Below are 20913 nucleotides of genomic sequence, written 5' to 3' on the forward strand. Positions count from 1 at the left end.
CAGTCGGCAAGCCGTCTTGATCAAATCTCTGAAGCGCTGAAGGGGCCGCCGAGGCCGGGGCCACCTTCAGGGGCGAGCACTCAGCGTCGCTTGGCCATCTCGTTGATAAAACGATCGAACAGCGGCGCCACATCGTTCGGGCCCGGGCTCGCTTCAGGGTGACCCTGGAAGCTGAACGCGCTCTTGTCGGTACGTTCGATGCCTTGCAGGGTACCGTCGAACAGCGATTTGTGGATCGCCCGCACGTTGCCTGGCAGGGTGGCTTCGTCCACCGCAAAACCGTGGTTCTGGCTGGTGATCATCACTACACCGCTGTCCAGGTCCTGGACCGGGTGGTTGGCACCGTGGTGGCCGTGGCCCATCTTCACCGTCTTGGCGCCGGAGGCCAGTGCCAGCAGTTGGTGGCCCAGGCAGATACCGAAGACCGGGATCTCGGTTTCCAGCACGTCCTTGATCGCCTGGATGGCGTAATCGCAAGGCTCGGGGTCGCCAGGACCGTTGGACAGGAACACGCCGTCAGGCTTGAGTGCCAGGACGTCGCTGGCCGGAGTTTGCGCAGGCACTACGGTCACGCGGCAACCGCGCTCGACCAGCATGCGCAGGATGTTCAGCTTGACGCCGTAGTCGTAGGCAACCACGTGGTACGGCAGCTCGGAAGCCTCGATGGTCGGATGACTGTCGGTCTTCAGGCTCCAGACGCTGGAGCGCCACTCGTAGCTTTCCTTGGTGCTGACGACCTTCGCCAGATCCATGCCTTTCAGGCCAGGGAAGCCGCGCGCTGCGGCAATCGCCGCTTCGTCGGAGATATTGTCACCGGCCATGATGCAGCCGTTCTGCGCGCCTTTCTCACGCAGGATGCGCGTCAGGCGACGGGTGTCGATACCGGCGATCGCCACAACATTGTTGGCTTTCAGGTAATCGGACAGGGACAGGGTGTTACGCCAGTTGCTCGCAACCAGTGGCAGGTCGCGAATCACCAGACCGGCCGACCAGACACGATCGGACTCGGCGTCTTCCGGCGTGGTGCCGGTATTGCCGATATGCGGGTAAGTCAGGGTAACGATCTGTTGGGCGTAGGAAGGATCGGTAAGGATTTCCTGATAGCCGGTCATTGCGGTGTTAAACACCACCTCACCAACGGTTTGACCGTCGGCTCCAATGGCTTCGCCGCGAAAAATGCTGCCATCAGCAAGGGCGAGTATGGCTGGCTTAGTCAAGAAGACCTCCCGTAAATAAAGCCTGAAAGGGCGATCGCAGGTTGTAAAAAAGCGGAGTGACGTATGGACACGTCACCCCGCTTCTTCACCGAATTATTCTGCGCGCTTTTAGTGGACACACTAAAGCTGTAGCTTACAGAAAAAGGCCTTTTTGGTCCACCGCTAAAGAGCCTTAAAGGCAGAGGAATGCGACAGAACATCGCTTAGCGGGGTAAAACAGGGCTCAAGCGCGAAGCCTAGCCCTGTTTTGGATGCATCTCAACGCAGATCCAGCACATCCTGCATGTCATAAAGACCCGCCGGACGACCGTCCAGCCACAACGCAGCACGTACTGCACCCTTGGCGAAAGTCATGCGACTGGAAGCCTTATGGGTAATCTCCAGACGCTCGCCCTCAGCAGCGAACAACACCGTGTGATCGCCCACCACATCACCACCCCGGACCGTGGCGAAACCAATGGTTTCACGCTCACGAGCGCCGGTATGGCCTTCACGGCCATACACCGCGACCTTCTGCAGATCACGCCCCAGCGCATCGGCAATCACCTCGCCCATGCGCAGAGCCGTCCCCGAAGGCGCGTCGATCTTGTGCCGGTGATGCGCCTCGATGATTTCGATGTCTGCATCATCGCCCAGCACACGGGCTGCCATGTCGAGCAGCTTCAGCGACAGATTGACGCCAACGCTGAAGTTGGCGGCGAACACGATCGGAATATCCTTGCCTGCCTCGGCCAGCACCTGCTTTTCCTTGGCGCCCAAGCCCGTGGTACCGATCACCATGGCCTTGCCCGCCTTGCGGCAGAACGCCAGGTTCTTCAGCATCACTTCCGGCAGCGTGAAATCGATCAACACATCGAATTCATCGGCAACCTTTTCCAAGCTGTCGGACATCGGCACACCGATGCGCCCCAGCGATGCCAGCTCGCCAGCATCGGCACCGACCAACGAACTGCCAGGCCGCACGATCGCCGCGGTAAGTCCGGAGAGCGGCGAGCGCTGTTGCACGGCCTCCACCAGGTTCTTACCCATGCGCCCTGCGGCGCCCATCACAGCTATACGTCGCATGCTTCGCTCCTTACAGGTCGCCGAAGAAGCGCTTCACGCCTTCGAACCAGCCAGTGGTTTTCGGCGAGTGGGTATTGTCGTCCGCCAGGGAACCACGCAACTCTTCGAGCAATTCACGCTGACGACGACTCAGGTTCACCGGCGTTTCCACCGCAACCCGGCACATCAAGTCGCCAGCACCGCCGCCACGCACCGGAGCCACGCCCTTGCCACGCACACGGAACTGCTTGCCGGTCTGGGTGCCCTCAGGGATCTTCAGCTTGACCCGGCCATCCAGCGTCGGGATTTCCAGCTCGCCGCCCAGCGCCGCGTCAACGAAGCTGATAGGCACTTCACAGAACAGGTGCTTGCCGTCGCGCTGGAAGATCGAGTGCTCACGCACATTGATCACCACATACAGGTCGCCCGTAGGGCCGCCCTGGGTCCCCGCCTCTCCTTCTCCGGACAGACGAATGCGGTCGCCGGTATCGACGCCCGCCGGTACCTTAACCGACAGCGTCTTGTACTCTTCGACGCGACCTTCGCCATGACAGGAATCGCACGGATCGGAAATGATCTTGCCCTGGCCATGGCAACGCGGGCAGGTCTGCTGCACCGAGAAGAAGCCCTGTTGCATGCGCACCTGGCCGATACCGCCACAGGTCGGACAGGTAACAGGCGAGGAGCCTTTCTTGGCGCCCGAGCCGTCGCAAGGCTTGCAGTTGACCAGCGTCGGAACGCGGATATTCACGGTGGTGCCGCGCACCGCCTCTTCCAGGTTCAGCTCCAGGGTGTAGCGCAAGTCGCTGCCACGCTGAGCCCCGCCACGGGAGCCGCCACGACCGCCACCAAAGAAATCACTGAAGACATCGCCAAAGATGTCGGAGAAGTTCTGGCCACCAAAGCCGGCACCACCACCGCCCATGCTCGGATCGACACCGGCGTGACCGTACTGGTCATAAGCCGCGCGCTTGCTCGAGTCAGACAATACTTCATAGGCCTCGTTGGCCTCCTTGAACATATCTTCCGACGCTTTGTCGCCGGGATTACGGTCCGGGTGGTGCTTCATCGCCAGGCGGCGGTAAGCCTTTTTCAGGTCGGCTTCGCTCGAGCCTCGCTCCACACCCAATACTTCGTAATAGTCACGCTTTGCCATAAGTCTTCACACTCTTAAGGACGTTCGACAATGCTCTCCTGAGCCTCGCCAAACTCGTTGAGCCCCAATACAGGCCCGGACCCAACTCACGTCAATTCAACGATCCTGGTCTTGGATAGACGACCAACAGACTGGCCGACAACTGCGGTAATCCCGAACGGAAAGCAGGAGCATTTCCGACCGTACCGCCAGCGCGCGAAAAGAGCCGCACGCCGTAAAAAATTCGCTTGCTCCAGACACGCCAACGCGGGAGCAAGCTCCCGCGCGGCGACATCCTACCAGTCACCGCACAAAGGCAGTCAACCGGCCGACCAACAAGCAGTCTTACTTGTGGTCTTTTACTTCTTCGAACTCAGCGTCGACGACGTCGTCGGCTTTCTCGGCCGATTCACCCTGCGAAGCTGCGCCTTCTGCCGGCTGAGCCTGCTCGGCGTACATCTTCTGAGCGACCGGAGCGGACACTTTCGACAGCTCTTCGACCTTGGCGTCGATGGCAGCCTTGTCGTCGCCTTTGATAGCGGCTTCAAGGGCAACCACGGCAGCTTCGATCGCAGCCTTCTCTTCAGCAGTCACTTTGTCGCCCGCATCAGCGATCATCTTGCGAGTCGAGTGAACCAGGGCATCGCCTTGGTTGCGCGCGCTGGCCAGCTCTTCGAACTTGCGGTCTTCTTCGGCGTTGACTTCAGCATCACGAACCATCTGCTGAATTTCTTCCTCGGACAGACCGGAGTTGGCCTTGATCACGATCGACTGGGTCTTGCCGGTCGCCTTGTCTTTCGCGCCTACGTGCAGGATGCCGTTGGCGTCGATGTCGAAGGTCACTTCGATTTGCGGCACGCCACGTGGAGCTGGTGGAATCTCGGCCAGGTCGAACTTGCCCAGGGACTTGTTCTGCGCGGCTTGCTTACGCTCGCCCTGCAGCACGTGAATGGTCACTGCGCCCTGGTTGTCGTCGGCAGTCGAGAACACTTGCGATTTCTTGGTAGGAATCGTGGTGTTTTTCTCGATCAGCGCGGTCATCACGCCACCCATGGTTTCGATACCCAGGGTCAGCGGGCTGACGTCCAGCAGCAGTACGTCTTTCACGTCACCGGCCAGTACCGCGCCCTGGATGGCAGCACCCATGGCAACGGCTTCGTCCGGGTTCACGTCCTTACGTGCTTCTTTACCGAAGAAATCGGTGACCAGCTTCTGCACCAGCGGCATGCGGGTCTGACCGCCGACCAGGATCACGTCGTCGATCTTGCTGACGTCGATACCGGCGTCTTTCATGGCGATGCGGCAAGGCTCGATGGTGCGCTGAACCAGGTCTTCGACCAGCGACTCCAGCTTGGCGCGGGAAATCTTCACGTTCAGGTGCTTAGGACCAGTGGCATCTGCGGTGATGTACGGCAGGTTGACGTCGGTCTGCTGGCTCGAGGACAGCTCGATCTTGGCTTTTTCAGCGGCTTCTTTCAGGCGCTGCATGGCCAGCGGGTCACCCTTGAGGTTCATGCCGCTTTCTTTCTTGAACTCGTCCACGAGGTAGTCGATCAGACGGATGTCGAAGTCTTCACCACCGAGGAAGGTGTCACCGTTGGTTGCCAGTACTTCGAACTGGTGCTCGCCATCGACTTCAGCGATTTCGATCACGGATACGTCGAAGGTACCGCCACCCAAGTCATAAACGATCACGGTGTGATCGCCCTTGGCCTTGTCCATGCCGTAAGCCAGAGCGGCCGCGGTTGGTTCGTTGATGATACGTTTTACATCCAGGCCCGCGATGCGGCCGGCGTCTTTGGTCGCCTGGCGCTGACTGTCGTTGAAGTAGGCCGGAACGGTGATCACCGCTTCGGTCACGGCCTCGCCGAGGTAGTCTTCGGCGGTCTTCTTCATTTTCTTGAGGATTTCGGCCGAGATCTGTGGCGGAGCCATTTTCTGGCCGTTCACTTCAACCCAGGCGTCGTTGTTGTCAGCCTTGACGATCTTGTAAGGGACCATCTGGATGTCTTTCTGTACGACTTCTTCGTCGAAACGGCGACCGATCAGACGCTTCACCGCGTACAGGGTGTTGTGCGGGTTGGTCACGGCCTGACGCTTGGCCGACTGGCCAACCAGGATTTCGCCATCGTTGGCGTAAGCGATGATGGACGGCGTGGTACGCGCGCCTTCAGCGTTTTCGATAACTTTTACGTTGCCGTTTTCAAGAATGGAGACGCAGGAGTTGGTAGTCCCCAGGTCGATACCGATAATTTTGCCCATGTTAACTCTCCCGAAACTTTAGATTTTGTTGCCGCAGCAATGGTGGCCGACTGCGGTAGCACTTAAACGCTTGACCTATAAATGGGGCCCCTGCGCGCGATTTCAAGCCTTCTCGTCAATCGAAGGCGAAACCGGTGCGGGCGCCTTGCTGACCACGACCATGGCCGGGCGCAGCAGGCGACCGTTGAGCTGATAGCCCTTCTGGAACACCTTGAGAACGCTGTTCGGCTCGACGTCGGCACTTTCCTGCATGGCCATCGCCTGGTGCTGTTCAGCGTTGAATGGTTCGCCATGCGGATCGATCGCTTCCAACTGATAACGCTTCAGGGTGTCCTGGAACATCTTCAGGGTCAGTTCGATACCTTCACGCATCGGGCGAATGCTTTCGTCGTCCGGGCTGGACAACTCAAGACCGCGCTCGAGACTGTCGATCACTGGCAGCAGGTCGCCAGCAAAACGCTCGAGGGCGAATTTGTGAGCTTTTTCTACATCCTGCTCGGCACGGCGGCGGACGTTCTGCAGATCGGCCGCAACACGCAATGCCTGATCCTGAGCGCCAGCCAACTGCTCTTCGAGCACTTGCACACGAGCCGCCAGATCTTCGCCCGAGGCCTCGGGGGCCTGATTGGCGTCGAGATTTTGCGTATCCAGCGTCTGTTCGTCAGCCATAAAATTCTCCTTTCAATATCGTCCGCGAGCTCAACTCACGCTTCTGCCCCGGTATATGGGGTCGCATTTTCCAGGTTCAAGGGCCGCGCCCTCGGCAAAAATCATTGGACGACCCCAAACGCCGGTCACCAATTATTCCCGCACACGATAAAAAAATCCGTCAAGCAAGCGAATCGAGCTAAGGGCAGGCATTGTCAGCCGAAAACAAAACACTGTATAAATAACCAGACCTAAAGCTTGGGAGCGGCCTTTATGCTGGTGCACCTGTCCGTACACAACTACGCCATCGTTGAGCATCTCGATCTGGAACTGGATCGCGGGATGAGCGTCATCACGGGTGAAACCGGCGCCGGCAAATCGATCATGCTCGACGCCCTGGGGCTGACCCTGGGTGATCGCGCCGACAGTGGCGTAGTACGCCCAGGTGCCGACAAGGCCGACATTCTCGCCACCTTCGACCTGGAAGACATTCCCGAGGCCCGCACCTGGCTCGCCGAACGCGACCTGGACAACGACAGCCCATGCATCCTGCGCCGGGTCATCACCGCCGAAGGCCGTTCCCGTGGCTACATCAATGGCTCCCCGTGCCCGCTAGGCGACCTCAAGGCACTCGGCGAACTGCTGATCGACATCCACAGCCAGCATGAACACCAGTCGCTGCTGAAAACCGATACCCACCGCCGCCTGCTCGACGAATACGCTGGCGCCACCGACCTGGCTCGCCAGGTATCGCTGGCGGCCCAGCGCTGGCGCCAGACCCGCCAGGAATTGGAGCGCCTGTCCAACTCCGGGGACGAGCAGCGGGCGCGCCACCAGCTCCTCAGCTATCAGCTGGAGGAACTGGAGAACCTCGCCCTGGGCGAAAACGAACTCGAGCAACTGGAACTCGAACACAAGAACCTGACCAATGCCGAAAGCCTGCTGGGCATCTGCCGGCAAGTCGTCGAGCATTGCAGCGAAAGTGATTCGGGCAACGTCCTCAGCGCCCTCACAGCGAGCCTCAATCGCCTGTCGAGCATCGGCAACACCTCCGGCGCCCTGGCGGAAGCCACCAACCTGCTGGCCAGCGCGCAAATCCAGGTCGAAGAAGCCGTCGGCGAACTGAATCGCTTCGTCGACCATTTCGATGCGGACCCGGCGCGCCTGCAACAACTGGAGGAGCGGCTGGACGCCATCTATACCCTGGCCCGCAAACACCGGATCCAGCCCACCGAGGTGGCAGCCATGCAGCAGAAACTGCTGGAGGAAATCGAAACTCTGGATGCCAATGACGAATCCATTGAGCGCCTGGGCGATGAGCTGAAATCCTATGCCCGGCACTATCACAAAAAAGCCAGGGAGCTGAGCGAGCTGCGCCAGCAGGCCGCAACCAGCCTGGCCAGCGCCGTAGAACAGGAAATCCAGCGCCTGGGCATGCCTGGCGGCCGCTTCACCATCGAACTGCACGCCAACAGCGGCGATGAACTGCAGCCCAACGGCCTCGAGCAGGTCGAGCTGCTGGTCAGCGCCAACCCCGGCCAGCCGCTCAAGGCCCTGGCTAAAGTCGCATCCGGGGGCGAACTGTCGCGGATCAGCCTGGCAATCCAGGTGATTACCGCGCAGACCTCTCGTGTCCCGACCCTGGTATTCGACGAAGTGGACGTCGGCATCGGCGGCCCGACCGCGGAGATCGTCGGCCAACTGCTACGTCGCCTCGGTGAGCGCGGCCAGGTATTGACGGTCACCCACTTGCCGCAGGTGGCAGCCCAGGGCCATCAACATCTTTTTGTGCACAAGGTGCGCGGCAGCGATGCGACTCACACCGCGGTTTCCAAACTGGGCAAGACCGAGCGGATCGAAGAGGTAGCGCGGATGCTGGGCGGCATCGACCTGACCAAGGAGTCGCTGGCCCACGCGAAAAAAATGGTGGTTACCGCCAAGGCTTGAGTCCCTGCCACTTTAATAAAGAGCAGAAAGCACGAAGGCGACCCTTGGGTCGCCTTCGATCGTTTCGCGGACTATGTCCGCGCGACATGCTTATTTCTTCGTGCGTACGTACAGCACCAAGTTGTGATCCACCAACTCGAAGCCATGCTTCTCGACAATCGCCTTCTGAAGCTTCTCGATTTCTTCGTCGAAGAATTCGATCACCTCACCGGAATCCACGTTGACCATGTGGTCGTGGTGACCGCCGTCAGCCAGTTCGAATACCGCATGACCGCCATCAAAGTTGTGGCGTACCACAAGGCCTGCTGCTTCAAACTGGGTCAGAACACGGTAAACCGTGGCCAGACCGACATCCTCGCCAGCTTCCATCAGCGCCTTGTAAACATCCTCGGCGCTCATGTGTCGCTGCTCGGCGGAATCGAGCATTTGTAGAATTTTGACCCGTGGCAGAGTCACTTTAAGGCCGGCTTTACGTAGTTCGCTATTTTCAACCATGGTCAGCTTTCTCGCGGATGCTGCTTCGCAGCTTCTCTTAATGCGGGTATGATCGGGGTTTACGTTGTCCCAGCCAAGATAGTGGAAGTCGCCCACCGATGCAAAACACCAAGCTCTTGCTAACCAGTTTCACCTTCGTGGGACTGCTCGCACTCGCCGGTTGTTCATTCCCCGGGGTTTACAAAATCGACATCCAGCAGGGCAATGTCGTCACGCAGGACATGATAGACCAGTTACGCCCGGGAATGACCCGCCGGCAAGTACGGTTTATCATGGGCAACCCTCTGTTGACCGACACGTTCCACGCCGATCGCTGGGATTATCTGTACAGCCTGCAACCAGGTGGCGGTGAACGCCAGCAGGAGCGCGTCAGCGTTATCTTCAACGGTAACGACCAACTGGTCAGCCTTTCCGGTGACTTCATGCCTGGCGTAAGCCGCGACGAAGCCATCCTGGGCAAGTACAGCGGCACTACCGTGACCGCCCCTACTGAAAACGCCGAACAGCCAAAACCGGAAAAACCGGCCAAGCCTGGCTCTCTGCTCGATCAGATCCAGAAGGACGTCGACAACGTCGAGACCGTTCCGGTGCCAACGCCAGAACCTCTGGACACCTCGCCGCAATAATTTGTGGTGAAATAAAAAAGCCCGGCGAGTCCGGGCTTTTTGTTGCCTGTCGATTTGCTCAGGACTCTGAAGTACGAGCCCGGGCCTGCGCCGCCTTTGCCGCGCGCAGACGTCGGACCTCTTTAGGGTCAGCCAGCAGCGGGCGGTAGATTTCAATGCGGTCGTCCGCCCGAACCGGCTGCTTCCCCGGGTCCGCAACCGCTTTGCCAAAGATCCCCAGCGGACAATTGTCCAGATCCAATTCTGGAAATTGCGTGCCTATCCCACAGCCTTTCACTGCCGCACGAACAGTAGTCCCCGTTGGCACCGCAACACTGAGCAATACCTGCCGGTCGACCGCGGCATACACCACCTCGACTTCGATCATTGGCTCAAGCATGCAACTGCTTGGCCCGCTGACAAAACGCATCGACCAGGGTGTTGGCCGCCTGGTTGAACAAAGGCCCCAAGGTCGCGCGAACCAGTGGACCGGCGTAGTCGAACGACAAATCCAGGCTGATCTTGCAGGCCTTCTCGCCCAGCGGCTTGAAAATCCACACGCCGTGCAACTGGTTGAACGGCCCTTCCTCCAGGTTCATCTCGATCGACTGGCCCGGCACCAGGGTATTGCGCGTCACGAAATGCTGGCTGAGCCCGCCCTTGGCAACGGCCAGGCTGGCGCGCATCTGCACCTCACTGCTCTCCAGCACCTCGGCCGACGAGCACCAGGGTAAAAACTCCGGGTAGCGCGCCACGTCGTTGACCAGGTCGTACAAAAACTGCGCCGGATAAGGCAACAGGGCCGAGCGTTGAATATGTGTCGTCATGTCAGCGTCATTTCCACAACTGGGCGGCAAACACTATAAGAATGCCGATGGGCGCCACATAGCGCATCAAAAACAGGGTCAGGGCAAAAAGCAGCGGACTGCGGATCGACAGCTCATCACGAACCGCCTCGCGCCCCATTACCCAACCCGCGAACACCACAAAGCAGAGGCCACCCAAGGGCAACATGATCCGCGAGGTGAAGAAATCGATCACCCCGAAGAAATCCAGACCACCCGCCGCCCCCCATTGGTAGAGGTGGAAAGCCCCGCCTTCGTTCACGAAAAACTTGGCCTGCTGCCAGATATTGAAGGAGAACACCGTTCCCAATCCGACGAACCAGCAGGTAAACGCCAGCCAGAATGTCACCCAGCCGCGGCGGATTCGAGTCCGCTCCACCAGGTAAGCCACCATCGGCTCCAGCAGCGAGATCGCCGAGCTCCAGGCGGCAATGGCCACCAGGACAAAAAAAACCACGCCCATCAGCTGGCCGAACGCCACATTACCAAAGGCAAAAGGCAAACTGACAAACATCAGCCCTGGACCCTCACTCGGGTTCAACCCCGCGGCAAACACGATCGGGAACAGCGCCAGCCCCGCCAGCAGCGAAACGAAGGTATCCAGCAGCGCCACGCCGACAATAGTGCCGGAAATGGACGAATGCTTCGGCATGTAAGCGCCGTAGATCATGATGGAACCGACACCGACGCTCAGGGAAAAGAACGCATGCCCCATGGCCGGCAACAGGCCGTCGAGCAGCTTGTCGGTGCTGAAGTCGAACATGAAATGCACGCCTTCCATGAAATGCCCGGTGGTCAGGCTGTAACCCAGCAGGATCAGCAGCATCACGAACAACAGCGGCATCATGATCCGTAGGCTGCGCTCAAGCCCGGCCACCACGCCCTTGGCGATGACAGCCGCCGACAACAGCATGAACAGCGTGTGCCACAGCGTCAGCCGCCAGGGGTCGGCAATCACCGTGCCGAAATAGGTGCCGACCTGATCCGCCGTCACACCCTGGAAATCACCACGGCCCATATCGATGATGTAGTCCAGCGACCAACCACCAACGACGCTGTAGAAGGAAAGAATCAACAAGGCCGTGATCATCCCGGCGAACGCGCCCCAGGACCACTTGGCCGAATGCCCGGCCTCCAGGGCCAGCGCCTTCAAGGCATTGGCCGGGCTTTGCCGGGCGCGACGGCCGATCAGGGTTTCCGCCAGCATCACCGGCACACCGATCAGCGCAATGCAGGCGAGAAATACCAGGACAAAGGCGCCGCCACCGTAGACGCCGACCATATATGGGAATTTCCAGATACTTCCCAGGCCCACGGCAGAACCAGTCGCAGCGAGTATGAAAACCCAGCGACTGGCCCAGCCGCCGTGGACAGAAACCTTGTCCGTCGACATCAAAAACGCGCCCAACCGAGAAAAAAGAGGACGCATTGTCCGGGATTCACTCAACCTGCTCAAGCACGCAGCTTCACCGTAGCCGACACGCGTGCAACTGCCTATAATGCCGCCCCTATGGCTAAACAGAAGAAACACCCAACAGGGACCATCGCGCAAAATAAAAAGGCGCGTCACGATTACTTCATCGAACATCGGTTCGAGGCTGGCATGGTCCTGGCCGGCTGGGAAGTAAAGAGTCTGCGTGCGGGCAAGGCACAACTGGTCGACAGTTACGTGCTGCTCAAGGACGGCGAAGCCTGGCTGCTGGGCAGCCACTTCACGCCACTGACCACCGCCAGCACCCATGTGATCGCCGACCCCGTGCGCTCGCGCAAACTGCTGCTCAACAAGCGCGAGCTGGAGAAGCTGTTCGCTGCCGTGCAGCAGAAGGGTTATGCCTGCGTGTGCCTGTCGCTCTACTGGAGCAAGCACATGGTCAAGTGCGAGATCGCACTCGGCAAGGGCAAGAAGGAATACGACAAGCGTCATACCGAACGCGAGCGCGACTCCGATCGTGAGCTGCATCGCGCGGTGCGCAACAAGGGCAAGGAAGAGTAACGCCCTTCTGCCTTGATGCCATGATCACGAGCCAGCTCGTTCCTAGCAGGAGCGAGCTGGCCAGCGATGAATCTCCCAACTAAATCCCCTTGCGCCGCTCCGCCCGAGCCACGCGCTGCACTTCCTGACGCACCTCTTCCAGCACTTCCTGCACATACAGAATGTGCCGGCTGGAGACTTCGCGCGCCTGCTCGGCACGTCCTTCGATAATCGCCTGGTACAGATCGCGGTGCTGGCTGATCAGCATGTCGCGGGTTTCGGTGCGCTGCTTGTACATGCCGCCAATGTTGGTCACCACGTTGCGCTTGAGCAGATCGAACAGCCCGCGAATGGTGTGCAGCAAGACAGCGTTGTGACTGGCCTCGGCAATCGCCAGGTGGAATTGCGCGTCTGCCGCCCCCTCTTCCGCCCGGCTCACATCGCCGGCCCGGGAATAGCAATCCTGCAGTTCCTCGAAGGCCGCGGTGAGCCGTTCACGATCCACCTCGGTGGCACGCAATGCCGCGTAATAGGCGCATGAGGCTTCCAGGGTGTGGCGAAATTCCAGCAAGTCACGCTGGGCTTCAGGGTTGCTTTCCAACAACTGCAGCAGCGGATCGCTGAAGGTCGAGCCCAGCGACTCCACCACATAGTTACCGCCACCCTGGCGACTGACCAGCAAGCCCTTGGCCGTGAGTTTCTGGATCGCCTCGCGCAACGACGGTCGCGAGACACCGAACTGTTCCGCCAACGCACGCTCCGCCGGCAGGCGCTCACCGGACTTCAGCGTGCCCTCGAGGATCATCCCCTCGAGCCGCTCGACAATATCGTCAGACAAACGGCGCTGACGAATCTGATCAAACCCCATAACTCACTCTCCACGATCCCGACCGCGCGCCGGGCTCTCTATTCTGGCCTATCGGGGCCCCGCCAGCACCTATCAGAACGCACATCGGCGAGCGGATCAGATGCCATCTGCACCGCACCTTCGACAAAAGTTTTAGGGCGGCAAATTGACACACCGCTCACAAGGCTTTTACCCTAGCCAACAGCGATTGTAAATTGGTCTTACCAATTAACCAAATACGCTGACCAGTGCCTGACCAACAACAATTAGGGGCCACCCCATATGCAAACCTGGCAACAGCTTTACAGCCCGCTCGGCAGCCTCGGCCTGTCCGCCCTCGCCGCCGTCATCCCGATCGTCTTCTTCTTCCTGGCTCTGGCCGTGTTCCGCCTCAAAGGACACGTTGCCGGCAGCATCACCCTGGCGCTATCGATACTGGTGGCGATCTTCGCCTTCCAGATGCCCGCCGACATGGCGCTTGCCGCCGCTGGCTATGGATTTGCCTACGGTCTGTGGCCCATCGCCTGGATCATCGTCGCCGCCGTGTTCCTCTACAAACTGACGGTCAAGAGCGGCCAGTTCGAGGTCATCCGCAGCTCCGTGCTGTCGATCACCGACGACCAGCGCCTACAGGTGCTGCTGATCGGCTTCTGCTTCGGGGCCTTTCTCGAAGGTGCCGCCGGGTTCGGCGCGCCGGTCGCCATTACCGCCGCGCTGCTGGTGGGCCTGGGGTTCAATCCGCTGTACGCCGCCGGCCTGTGCCTGATCGCCAACACCGCCCCGGTGGCCTTTGGCGCCCTGGGCATCCCGATCATCGTGGCGGGCCAGGTAACCGGCATCGACGCGTTCAAGATCGGCGCCATGACCGGCCGCCAGCTGCCGCTGCTGTCGCTGTTCGTGCCGTTCTGGCTGGTGTTCATGATGGACGGCCTGCGTGGCGTCAAAGAGACCTGGCCCGCGGCGCTGGTGGCCGGCCTGAGCTTTGCCGTGACCCAGTACTTCACCTCGAACTTCATCGGCCCGGAACTGCCGGACATCACCTCGGCCCTGGCCAGCCTGGTTTCCCTGACGCTGTTCCTCAAGGTCTGGCAACCCAAGCGTTCGTTCGCCGCGGCCACCGCCAGCGTCGGCGCCGCTGCCGTGCGCAACGGCGGTTTCGGCCAGCCGCGCACCACCCAGCCTTCGCCCTACAGCTTCGGTGAAATCTTCAAGGCCTGGTCGCCATTCCTGATTCTCACCGTGCTGGTCACCATCTGGACCCTCAAGCCGTTCAAGGCGATGTTCGCCGCCGGCGGCTCGATGTACAGCTGGGTATTCAACTTCGCGATTCCGCACCTGGATCAGCTGGTGATCAAGAGCGCGCCAATCGTCGCCACTCCGACCGCGATTCCGGCGGTGTTCAAACTCGACCCGATTTCCGCCACCGGCACGGCGATTTTCTTCTCCGCGCTGATCTCGATGCTGGTGCTGAAGATCAATTTCAAAACTGGTCTGACCACTTTGAAAGAGACCTTCTACGAACTGCGCTGGCCGATCCTGTCCATCGGCATGGTGCTGGCCTTCGCCTTTGTCACCAACTACTCCGGCATGTCCTCGACCATGGCCCTAGTGCTGGCCGGCACCGGCGCGGCGTTCCCGTTCTTCTCGCCGTTCCTCGGCTGGCTGGGGGTGTTCCTGACCGGTTCGGACACTTCGTCCAACGCCCTGTTCAGCTCGCTGCAAGCCACCACCGCGCACCAGATCGGCGTCAACGACACCCTGCTGGTAGCGGCCAACACCAGCGGCGGCGTGACCGGCAAGATGATCTCGCCGCAATCGATCGCCGTGGCCTGCGCCGCCACCGGCCTGGTAGGCAAGGAATCGGACCTGTTCCGCTTCACCCTCAAGCACAGCCTATTCTTTGCCACCATCGTCGGCCTGATCACCCTGGCCCAGGCCTACTGGTTCACCGGCATGCTGGTGCACTGATCGCGACACCGAAAGAACCGGCGCCGGAGCACCCACCCGGCGCCTGCAACTCACAACCCGGTCTGCAAGGCTGCTGAAAGCTTGTCTCTCTATATTCAGCAACCGCCGCAGACGGATAACCGGGACCACCCGGAGACACGCCTGATGAGCGAGCTTTTTTACAACGCCGTGCCTAACGCGACCCGTGTCGCACCACCCTTGGCCGAACCGCGCCAGTACCCCAGCGAGAAACCGTCGCGGGTCTACCTGTTCGGCACCTGTGTGGTCGACCTGTTCTATCCCGAAGCCGGGATGGATGCGATTCACTTGCTCGAACGCGAAGGCATTCGCGTGGAGTACCCGCAAGGGCAAAGCTGCTGCGGACAACCGGCCTACACCTCGGGTTACACCGAGCAGGCGCGCACCGTGGCCCGCTCGCAACTGGCGCTGTTCGCCGGCGACTATCCGGTGGTGGTGCCATCGGGTTCCTGCGCGGGCATGCTGCGCGAGCACTACGCGGACTTGTTCAAGGACGAGCCGCAAACCTTGAAGCAGGTGCAGGCCCTGGCCGAACGCACCTACGAGCTGGCGGAGTTCCTGTTGCACGTATGCAAGGTGCAGCTCAAGGACAGTGGCGAGCCGATCAAGGTGGCGCTGCACACTTCCTGCTCGGCACGGCGCGAGATGAACACCCACCTGCACGGTCGTGAGCTGCTGGCACAACTGGGCAACGTGGAACGAGTAGAACACGACCACGAAAGCGAATGCTGTGGCTTTGGCGGGACTTTCAGCGTCCGAATGCCGGACATCTCCGGCGCGATGGTCGCGGACAAGACCCGCGCGCTGAAGGAATCCGGCGCCCACCAGGTGCTGAGCGCCGACTGCGGCTGCTTGATGAACATCAACGGTTCGCTGGAGAAACAACGGGAAGCGCTGCGCGGCCAACATCTGGCCAGCTTCCTCTGGCAGCGTACCGGAGGTGCCGCATGAGCGCCCCGGAGCTGATTCCGACCCTGACCGTGTCGGACGATTTTCGCACCCGGGCCCACCAGGCCCTGGGCGACCGACAACTGCGAAACAACTTTCGCAGCGCCATGGATTCCCTCATGGCCAAACGTGCGGCGTCGTTCAGCGATGCCCACGAGCGCGAACACCTGCGGGCCCTGGGCAATGCGATCAAGGCCCGTGCGTTATCCAAGCTGCCCGACCTGCTCGAGCAGCTTGAACAGAACCTGACCCGCAACGGTGTGACAGTGCACTGGGCGGAAACGGTGGACGAGGCCAATGGCATCGTCCTCTCGATCATCCGGGCTCACGAGGCGCGGCAAGTGATCAAGGGCAAATCGATGGTCAGCGAAGAGATGGAGATGAACCATGTCCTCGCTGAACAAGGCATTGAATGCCTTGAGTCGGACATGGGCGAGTTCATCGTCCAGCTCGACCACGAGAAGCCTTCACACATAATCATGCCGGCGATCCACAAGAACGCCGGTCAGGTCGCGTCCTTGTTCCACGACAAACTTGGTGTGGAGTACACCAAGGACGTTGACCAACTCATTCAGATCGGTCGCAGGGTCCTGCGGCAGAAATTCTTCGAAGCGGACATCGGCGTCTCCGGCGTCAACTTCGCCGTGGCCGAGACCGGCACCCTGCTGCTGGTGGAAAACGAAGGCAACGGCCGCATGTCGACCACGGTGCCGCCCGTGCACATCGCCGTCACCGGCATCGAGAAGGTCGTCGAGAACCTGCGCGACGTGGTGCCGCTGCTATCGCTGCTGACCCGCTCGGCGCTGGGCCAGCCGATCACCACCTACGTCAACATGATCTCCGGCCCGCGCAAGGAGCATGAGCTGGACGGCCCGCAGCAAGTGCACCTGGTGCTGCTCGACAACGGTCGCAGCCAGGCCTTCGCCGACAGCGAATTGCGCCAGACCCTGAACTGCATCCGCTGCGGCGCTTGCATGAACCATTGCCCGGTCTACACCCGCATCGGCGGCCACGCCTACGGCGAGGTCTACCCCGGCCCCATCGGCAAGATCATCACCCCGCACATGGTCGGCCTGGCCAAGGTGCCGGACCATCCGAGCGCGTCTTCGCTGTGTGGCGCCTGCGGCGAAGTGTGTCCGGTGAAGATCCCGATCCCGAGCCTGTTGCGTCGCCTGCGCGAAGAGAACGTCAAGGCTCCGGACAGCCCCCATCAGGTGATGCGCGGCCAGGGCAGCAAGTACTCGCGCAAGGAACGTTTTATCTGGAACGCCTGGGCCAGGCTCAACAGTTCGCCGACCTTGTATCGCCTGTTCAGCCTCGCGGCCACCCGCCTGCGCGCGCTGACCCCGAGCAACGTCGGCCCCTGGACGCAAAACCACAGCGCACCGAAACCCGCCGCCCGGTCTTTGCACGACCTGGCCCGCGAGCATCTGGCCAAACAGGGAGAACGTCGATGAGCGCCAAACAGAACATCCTCGGCAAGCTGCGCAGCAGCCTGAGCGGTACCACGCCGATTGTGGATAACTTCGATGAGGCCCTGGTCACCGAGCCTTACACCTACACACCGGAACAACGCATCCCGCAACTGCGCAAGCAGATGGAAGCGGTGCACACCGAGATTCATCAGACCACCGCCCAGGATTGGCCGGCGCTGCTCGCCCGCCTGCTGAGCGAACGCCAGTTGCCGAGCCTGCTGATCGCCCCGACCACGCCCCACGGCCAGCGCGTCAGCCAATACTGGGCCGAGCATCCCGGGTTGCCGACGTTGAAGGCCTATGATCGGCCCATCGAGGAATGGAAAGCCGAGCTGTTCAACGACACCCCGGCCAGCCTCACCACCACCCTCGGCGCCATCGCCGCCACCGGCAGCCTGATCCTCTGGCCTACCCGCGAAGAACCGCGGCTGATGAGCCTGGTGCCGCCGGTGCATTTCGCCCTGCTCAAGGCCAGCGAGATCCGCGACAACTTCTATCAAGTCCAGCAGGAATACGCCTGGGCCCAGGGCATGCCGACCAACGCGCTGCTGGTGTCCGGGCCGTCGAAGACCGCCGATATCGAGCAGGTCCTGGCCTACGGCGCCCACGGCCCGAAAGACCTGGTGGTGCTGATCCTGGAGGACCAATGAGTCTACCGACGGCTTTTCTGCGTGATGCCCAACAACTGATCCCCCAGGAGCGGCGTTTCGATGACCCGCTCTCCACCCTGGCCTTCGGCACCGATGCGAGTTTTTATCGGCTGATTCCGCAACTGGTGATCCGCGTCGAGTCCGAAGACGAAGTGGTGGCCCTGCTCAAGCTGGCCCAGCGCGACCGCGTACCGGTGACCTTTCGCGCCGCCGGCACCAGCCTGTCGGGACAGGCCATCAGCGATTCGGTGCTGCTGGTGCTCGGCGATAACTGGAATGCCCGCGAGATCCGCGACCAGGGCCAGCAGATCCGCCTGCAACCGGGGGTGATCGGCGCCCAGGCCAACGCCTGGCTGGCGCCGTTCGGACGCAAGATCGGCCCCGATCCGGCCTCGATCAACGCCTGCAAGATCGGCGGCATCGTCGCCAACAATGCCAGCGGCATGTGCTGCGGCACCGCGCAAAACACCTACCACACCCTGGCCGGCCTGCGCCTGGTGCTGGCCGACGGCACTCGCCTGGACACCGAAGACGCCGCCAGCGTCGCGACCTTTCGCAGCAGCCATGGCGATCTGCTGGAACGCCTGGCCAGCCTCGGCCGCGAGACCCGCGCCAACAGCGAACTGGCGGCGAAAATCCGCCACAAGTACCGGCTGAAAAACACCACCGGCCTGTCGCTCAATGCCTTGGTGGATTTCGATGAGCCGCTGGACATCCTCAGCCACCTGCTGGTGGGCTCCGAAGGCACCCTGGGTTTTATCAGCGCGGTGACCTACGACACGGTGATCGACCACCCGCACAAAGCCTCGGCGCTGATCGTCTTCCCGGATGTGGAAACCTGCTGCAACGCGGTAACCGTGCTGAAAAACCAGCCCGTTTCCGCCGTGGAACTGCTGGACCGCCGCAGCCTGCGTTCGGTGCAGGACAAACCCGGGATGCCGGCCTTCGTCCAGCAACTGTCCGCCAATGCCTGTGCGCTGCTGATCGAATCCCGCGCGGCATCTTGCGCGCTGCTCCAGGAACAACTGGCGCAGATCATGGCGTCGCTGGCGTCTTTCCCGGTGGAAAAACAGGTCGACTTCACCGAAGACCCGAAGGAAAACGCCAAGCTCTGGGCGATCCGCAAAGACACCTTCCCCGCCGTCGGCGCGGTGCGCAAGACCGGCACCACAGTAATCATCGAAGACGTGACCTTCCCGGTGGAGCAGCTGGCGATCGGCGTCAATCGCCTGATCGCGCTGTTCGACAAACACAACTACGACGAGGCGATCCTGTTCGGCCATGCGCTGGAGGGCAACCTGCATTTCGTCTTCACCCAGGGCTTCAACAGCGCCGAGGAAGTGGCGCGCTACCAGGCCTTCATGGATGACGTGGCACAACTGGTGGCGGTGGAGTTCGGCGGCTCGCTCAAGGCCGAGCACGGCACCGGGCGCAATATGGCGCCCTTCGTCGAACTGGAATGGGGCAGCGATGCCTACCAGTTGATGTGGCAACTCAAGCGCCTGCTCGACCCCAACGGCATCCTCAATCCGGACGTGGTGCTCAGCGAAGACCCGCAGATCCACCTCAAGCACCTCAAGCCGCTGCCGGCGGCCGACGAGATTGTGGATAAGTGCATCGAATGCGGCTTCTGCGAGCCGGTGTGCCCGTCCAAGGGGCTGACCCTGAGCCCGCGCCAGCGCATCGTGATCTGGCGCGATATCCAGGCCCGCAAGCGCGCCGGCGTCGACACCACGGAGCTGGAAGCGGCCTATCAATACCAGGGCATCGACACCTGCGCCGCCACCGGCCTGTGCGCCCAGCGTTGCCCGGTGGGCATCAATACCGGCGAGCTGGTGAAAAAGCTACGCAGCCAGCACGCCACTCACGCCAAGGCGGCCGATTGGCTTGGCTCGCATTTCGCCGCCACCTTGCAAGGCGCGCGGTTCACCCTGCACGTGGCCAACGGCGCGCGGATGCTGCTGGGGGCGCCACGCCTGGCCAGGGTTTCGGCGGCGCTGAGCAAACTATCCAAAGGCCAGGTGCCGCAATGGACCAGCGCCATGCCGCAGCCGGAACGGGCCATTCGGTTCAGCCCGGCCGTCAGCGACCAGCGGCCACGGGTGGTCTACCTGGCGGCCTGTGTGTCGCGGGTCATGGGCCCGGCGGCCGGGGACAAAGAGCAAAGCTCGCTCTACGACAAGACCCGCGGCCTGCTGGAAAAAGCCGGCTACCAGGTGGTGATCCCGGACAATGTCGAAAGCCTGTGCTGCGGCCAGCCGTTCGCCTCCAAGGGCTACGCGGAACAGGCCGAGCACAAGCGCCAGGAACTGATCGGCGCCCTGCTCCACGCCAGCCGCGGCGGCCTCGACCCGATCTACTGCGACACCAGCCCCTGCACCCTGCGTCTGGTGCAGGACCTGGGCGATGTGCGCCTGGACCTGTACGACCCGGTGCGCTTCATCCGCACCCACCTGATGGACAAGCTCGAGTTCACTCCCCAGGAAGCGCCGGTCGCCGTGCATGTCACCTGCAGCACCCAGCACCTGGGCGAAAGCCAGGCGCTGATCGACCTGGCGCGGCGTTGCAGCACCAATGTGGTGATCCCGGAAGGCATCCATTGCTGCGGCTTCGCCGGCGATAAAGGGTTCACCACACCAGAGCTCAACGCCCACTCCCTGCGTAGTCTCAAGGACGCGGTGCAGTACTGCAGCGAAGGCATCTCCACCAGCCGCACCTGTGAAATCGGCCTGAGCCAGCATGGCGGGATCGATTATCACGGGCTGGTCTATCTGGTGGACCGGGTGACCCAGTCCCGGCAAGCCTGATCGGTATGCGCCCACTGTAGGAGCGAAGCT

Annotated in this window: 18 protein-coding genes; 8 read left to right on the plus strand and 10 right to left on the minus strand. The window is 61.3% G+C overall.

Features of this window, described 5'->3' with window-relative positions:
- Window positions 1-80 precede the first annotated feature (80 nt).
- The 5 genes from carA to grpE form a co-directional block, all read right to left on the minus strand.
- The gene (gene carA, locus AC07Y9_RS13470) at window positions 81-1217 is read right to left on the minus strand and encodes a glutamine-hydrolyzing carbamoyl-phosphate synthase small subunit (protein WP_007920857.1); all 1137 of its coding nucleotides are present in this window, start codon (window positions 1215-1217) and stop codon (window positions 81-83) included.
- A 258-nt stretch (window positions 1218-1475) separates the two neighbouring features.
- Entirely contained in the window at window positions 1476-2282 is an 807-nt protein-coding gene (dapB, locus tag AC07Y9_RS13475) for a 4-hydroxy-tetrahydrodipicolinate reductase (protein ID WP_007920855.1), read from the minus strand.
- Between the two features lie 10 nt (window positions 2283-2292).
- A complete protein-coding gene (gene dnaJ / locus AC07Y9_RS13480; RefSeq protein WP_007920853.1) occupies window positions 2293-3417 on the minus strand; it encodes a molecular chaperone DnaJ in 1125 nt (374 codons plus the stop codon).
- 324 nt (window positions 3418-3741) lie between these two features.
- On the minus strand, window positions 3742-5658 hold the full coding sequence (gene dnaK, locus AC07Y9_RS13485) for a molecular chaperone DnaK (RefSeq protein WP_007920851.1): 1917 nt from the start codon (window positions 5656-5658) through the stop codon (window positions 3742-3744).
- Window positions 5659-5760: 102 nt separating this feature from the next.
- Window positions 5761-6327 (minus strand): nucleotide exchange factor GrpE, encoded by a 567-nt coding sequence (gene grpE / locus AC07Y9_RS13490; protein WP_007920848.1) that lies wholly within the window; start codon window positions 6325-6327, stop codon window positions 5761-5763.
- Between the two features lie 252 nt (window positions 6328-6579).
- Between grpE and recN the strand changes: the two genes are divergently transcribed.
- Complete coding sequence (gene recN, locus AC07Y9_RS13495; RefSeq protein WP_102678670.1) at window positions 6580-8253, plus strand: DNA repair protein RecN; 1674 nt, start codon at window positions 6580-6582, stop codon at window positions 8251-8253.
- Between the two features lie 90 nt (window positions 8254-8343).
- Here the strand turns inward: recN and fur are convergent, their stop codons facing one another.
- Window positions 8344-8748, minus strand: coding sequence for a ferric iron uptake transcriptional regulator (gene fur, locus AC07Y9_RS13500; protein WP_007920840.1), 405 nt, complete (start codon window positions 8746-8748; stop codon window positions 8344-8346).
- Window positions 8749-8846: 98 nt separating this feature from the next.
- On the opposite strand from fur, the gene AC07Y9_RS13505 reads away from it, so the two are divergent.
- Window positions 8847-9374, plus strand: coding sequence for an outer membrane protein assembly factor BamE (locus tag AC07Y9_RS13505; RefSeq protein WP_102678671.1), 528 nt, complete (start codon window positions 8847-8849; stop codon window positions 9372-9374).
- Between the two features lie 58 nt (window positions 9375-9432).
- On the opposite strand, the gene AC07Y9_RS13510 is transcribed toward AC07Y9_RS13505, so the two are convergent.
- The 3 genes from AC07Y9_RS13510 to AC07Y9_RS13520 are packed head-to-tail and all read right to left on the minus strand — an operon-like array spanning window position 9433 to window position 11591.
- Window positions 9433-9753: an RnfH family protein gene (locus AC07Y9_RS13510; protein ID WP_173679750.1), complete on the minus strand. Its 321-nt coding sequence runs from the start codon at window positions 9751-9753 to the stop codon at window positions 9433-9435.
- Window positions 9746-10180: a type II toxin-antitoxin system RatA family toxin gene (locus tag AC07Y9_RS13515; protein ID WP_007920838.1), complete on the minus strand. Its 435-nt coding sequence runs from the start codon at window positions 10178-10180 to the stop codon at window positions 9746-9748. Before AC07Y9_RS13515 ends, AC07Y9_RS13510 begins: the two co-directional genes overlap by 8 nt.
- 7 nt (window positions 10181-10187) lie before the next feature.
- Entirely contained in the window at window positions 10188-11591 is a 1404-nt protein-coding gene (locus tag AC07Y9_RS13520) for a sodium-dependent transporter (protein WP_102678673.1), read from the minus strand.
- A gap of 117 nt (window positions 11592-11708) precedes the next feature.
- Between AC07Y9_RS13520 and smpB the strand changes: the two genes are divergently transcribed.
- Window positions 11709-12191, plus strand: a complete 483-nt coding sequence (gene smpB, locus AC07Y9_RS13525; RefSeq protein ID WP_009042112.1) for an SsrA-binding protein SmpB — start codon at window positions 11709-11711, stop codon at window positions 12189-12191.
- Window positions 12192-12270: 79 nt separating this feature from the next.
- On the opposite strand, the gene AC07Y9_RS13530 is transcribed toward smpB, so the two are convergent.
- The gene (locus AC07Y9_RS13530) at window positions 12271-13038 is read right to left on the minus strand and encodes an FCD domain-containing protein (protein WP_007920835.1); all 768 of its coding nucleotides are present in this window, start codon (window positions 13036-13038) and stop codon (window positions 12271-12273) included.
- Window positions 13039-13299: 261 nt separating this feature from the next.
- On the opposite strand from AC07Y9_RS13530, the gene AC07Y9_RS13535 reads away from it, so the two are divergent.
- The 5 genes from AC07Y9_RS13535 (at window position 13300) to AC07Y9_RS13555 (ending at window position 20883) form a co-directional block, all read left to right on the plus strand.
- Window positions 13300-14985 carry a lactate permease LctP family transporter gene (locus AC07Y9_RS13535; protein WP_007920833.1) on the plus strand — a complete coding sequence of 562 codons (1686 nt, stop codon included), beginning with the start codon at window positions 13300-13302 and terminating at the stop codon, window positions 14983-14985.
- 144 nt (window positions 14986-15129) lie between these two features.
- Window positions 15130-15954 (plus strand): (Fe-S)-binding protein, encoded by an 825-nt coding sequence (locus tag AC07Y9_RS13540; RefSeq protein ID WP_053259597.1) that lies wholly within the window; start codon window positions 15130-15132, stop codon window positions 15952-15954.
- Window positions 15951-17408, plus strand: a complete 1458-nt coding sequence (locus tag AC07Y9_RS13545) for a LutB/LldF family L-lactate oxidation iron-sulfur protein (protein ID WP_087091206.1) — start codon at window positions 15951-15953, stop codon at window positions 17406-17408. The genes AC07Y9_RS13540 and AC07Y9_RS13545 overlap by 4 nt, the downstream gene beginning before the upstream one ends.
- Window positions 17405-18076, plus strand: a complete 672-nt coding sequence (locus AC07Y9_RS13550) for a LutC/YkgG family protein (protein ID WP_102678674.1) — start codon at window positions 17405-17407, stop codon at window positions 18074-18076. Before AC07Y9_RS13545 ends, AC07Y9_RS13550 begins: the two co-directional genes overlap by 4 nt.
- Entirely contained in the window at window positions 18073-20883 is a 2811-nt protein-coding gene (locus AC07Y9_RS13555) for an FAD-binding and (Fe-S)-binding domain-containing protein (protein ID WP_102678675.1), read from the plus strand. Before AC07Y9_RS13550 ends, AC07Y9_RS13555 begins: the two co-directional genes overlap by 4 nt.
- Window positions 20884-20913: the final 30 nt, after the last annotated feature.

This window comes from Pseudomonas sp. GW456-L12, assembly GCF_059424045.1.

What these genes read in the sequence shown, in the direction of transcription:
- dapB (WP_007920855.1), bottom strand. Translation starts at nt 2,282, where the DNA reads ATGCGACGTATAGCTGTGATGGGCGCCGCAGGGCGCATGGGTAAGAAC.
- dnaJ (WP_007920853.1), bottom strand. Translation starts at nt 3,417, where the DNA reads ATGGCAAAGCGTGACTATTACGAAGTATTGGGTGTGGAGCGAGGCTCG.
- dnaK (WP_007920851.1), bottom strand. Translation starts at nt 5,658, where the DNA reads ATGGGCAAAATTATCGGTATCGACCTGGGGACTACCAACTCCTGCGTC.
- grpE (WP_007920848.1), bottom strand. Translation starts at nt 6,327, where the DNA reads ATGGCTGACGAACAGACGCTGGATACGCAAAATCTCGACGCCAATCAG.
- recN (WP_102678670.1), top strand. Translation starts at nt 6,580, where the DNA reads ATGCTGGTGCACCTGTCCGTACACAACTACGCCATCGTTGAGCATCTC.
- fur (WP_007920840.1), bottom strand. Translation starts at nt 8,748, where the DNA reads ATGGTTGAAAATAGCGAACTACGTAAAGCCGGCCTTAAAGTGACTCTG.
- AC07Y9_RS13505 (WP_102678671.1), top strand. Translation starts at nt 8,847, where the DNA reads ATGCAAAACACCAAGCTCTTGCTAACCAGTTTCACCTTCGTGGGACTG.
- AC07Y9_RS13510 (WP_173679750.1), bottom strand. Translation starts at nt 9,753, where the DNA reads ATGCTTGAGCCAATGATCGAAGTCGAGGTGGTGTATGCCGCGGTCGAC.
- AC07Y9_RS13515 (WP_007920838.1), bottom strand. Translation starts at nt 10,180, where the DNA reads ATGACGACACATATTCAACGCTCGGCCCTGTTGCCTTATCCGGCGCAG.
- AC07Y9_RS13520 (WP_102678673.1), bottom strand. Translation starts at nt 11,591, where the DNA reads ATGTCGACGGACAAGGTTTCTGTCCACGGCGGCTGGGCCAGTCGCTGG.
- smpB (WP_009042112.1), top strand. Translation starts at nt 11,709, where the DNA reads ATGGCTAAACAGAAGAAACACCCAACAGGGACCATCGCGCAAAATAAA.
- AC07Y9_RS13530 (WP_007920835.1), bottom strand. Translation starts at nt 13,038, where the DNA reads ATGGGGTTTGATCAGATTCGTCAGCGCCGTTTGTCTGACGATATTGTC.
- AC07Y9_RS13535 (WP_007920833.1), top strand. Translation starts at nt 13,300, where the DNA reads ATGCAAACCTGGCAACAGCTTTACAGCCCGCTCGGCAGCCTCGGCCTG.
- AC07Y9_RS13540 (WP_053259597.1), top strand. Translation starts at nt 15,130, where the DNA reads ATGAGCGAGCTTTTTTACAACGCCGTGCCTAACGCGACCCGTGTCGCA.
- AC07Y9_RS13545 (WP_087091206.1), top strand. Translation starts at nt 15,951, where the DNA reads ATGAGCGCCCCGGAGCTGATTCCGACCCTGACCGTGTCGGACGATTTT.
- AC07Y9_RS13550 (WP_102678674.1), top strand. Translation starts at nt 17,405, where the DNA reads ATGAGCGCCAAACAGAACATCCTCGGCAAGCTGCGCAGCAGCCTGAGC.
- AC07Y9_RS13555 (WP_102678675.1), top strand. Translation starts at nt 18,073, where the DNA reads ATGAGTCTACCGACGGCTTTTCTGCGTGATGCCCAACAACTGATCCCC.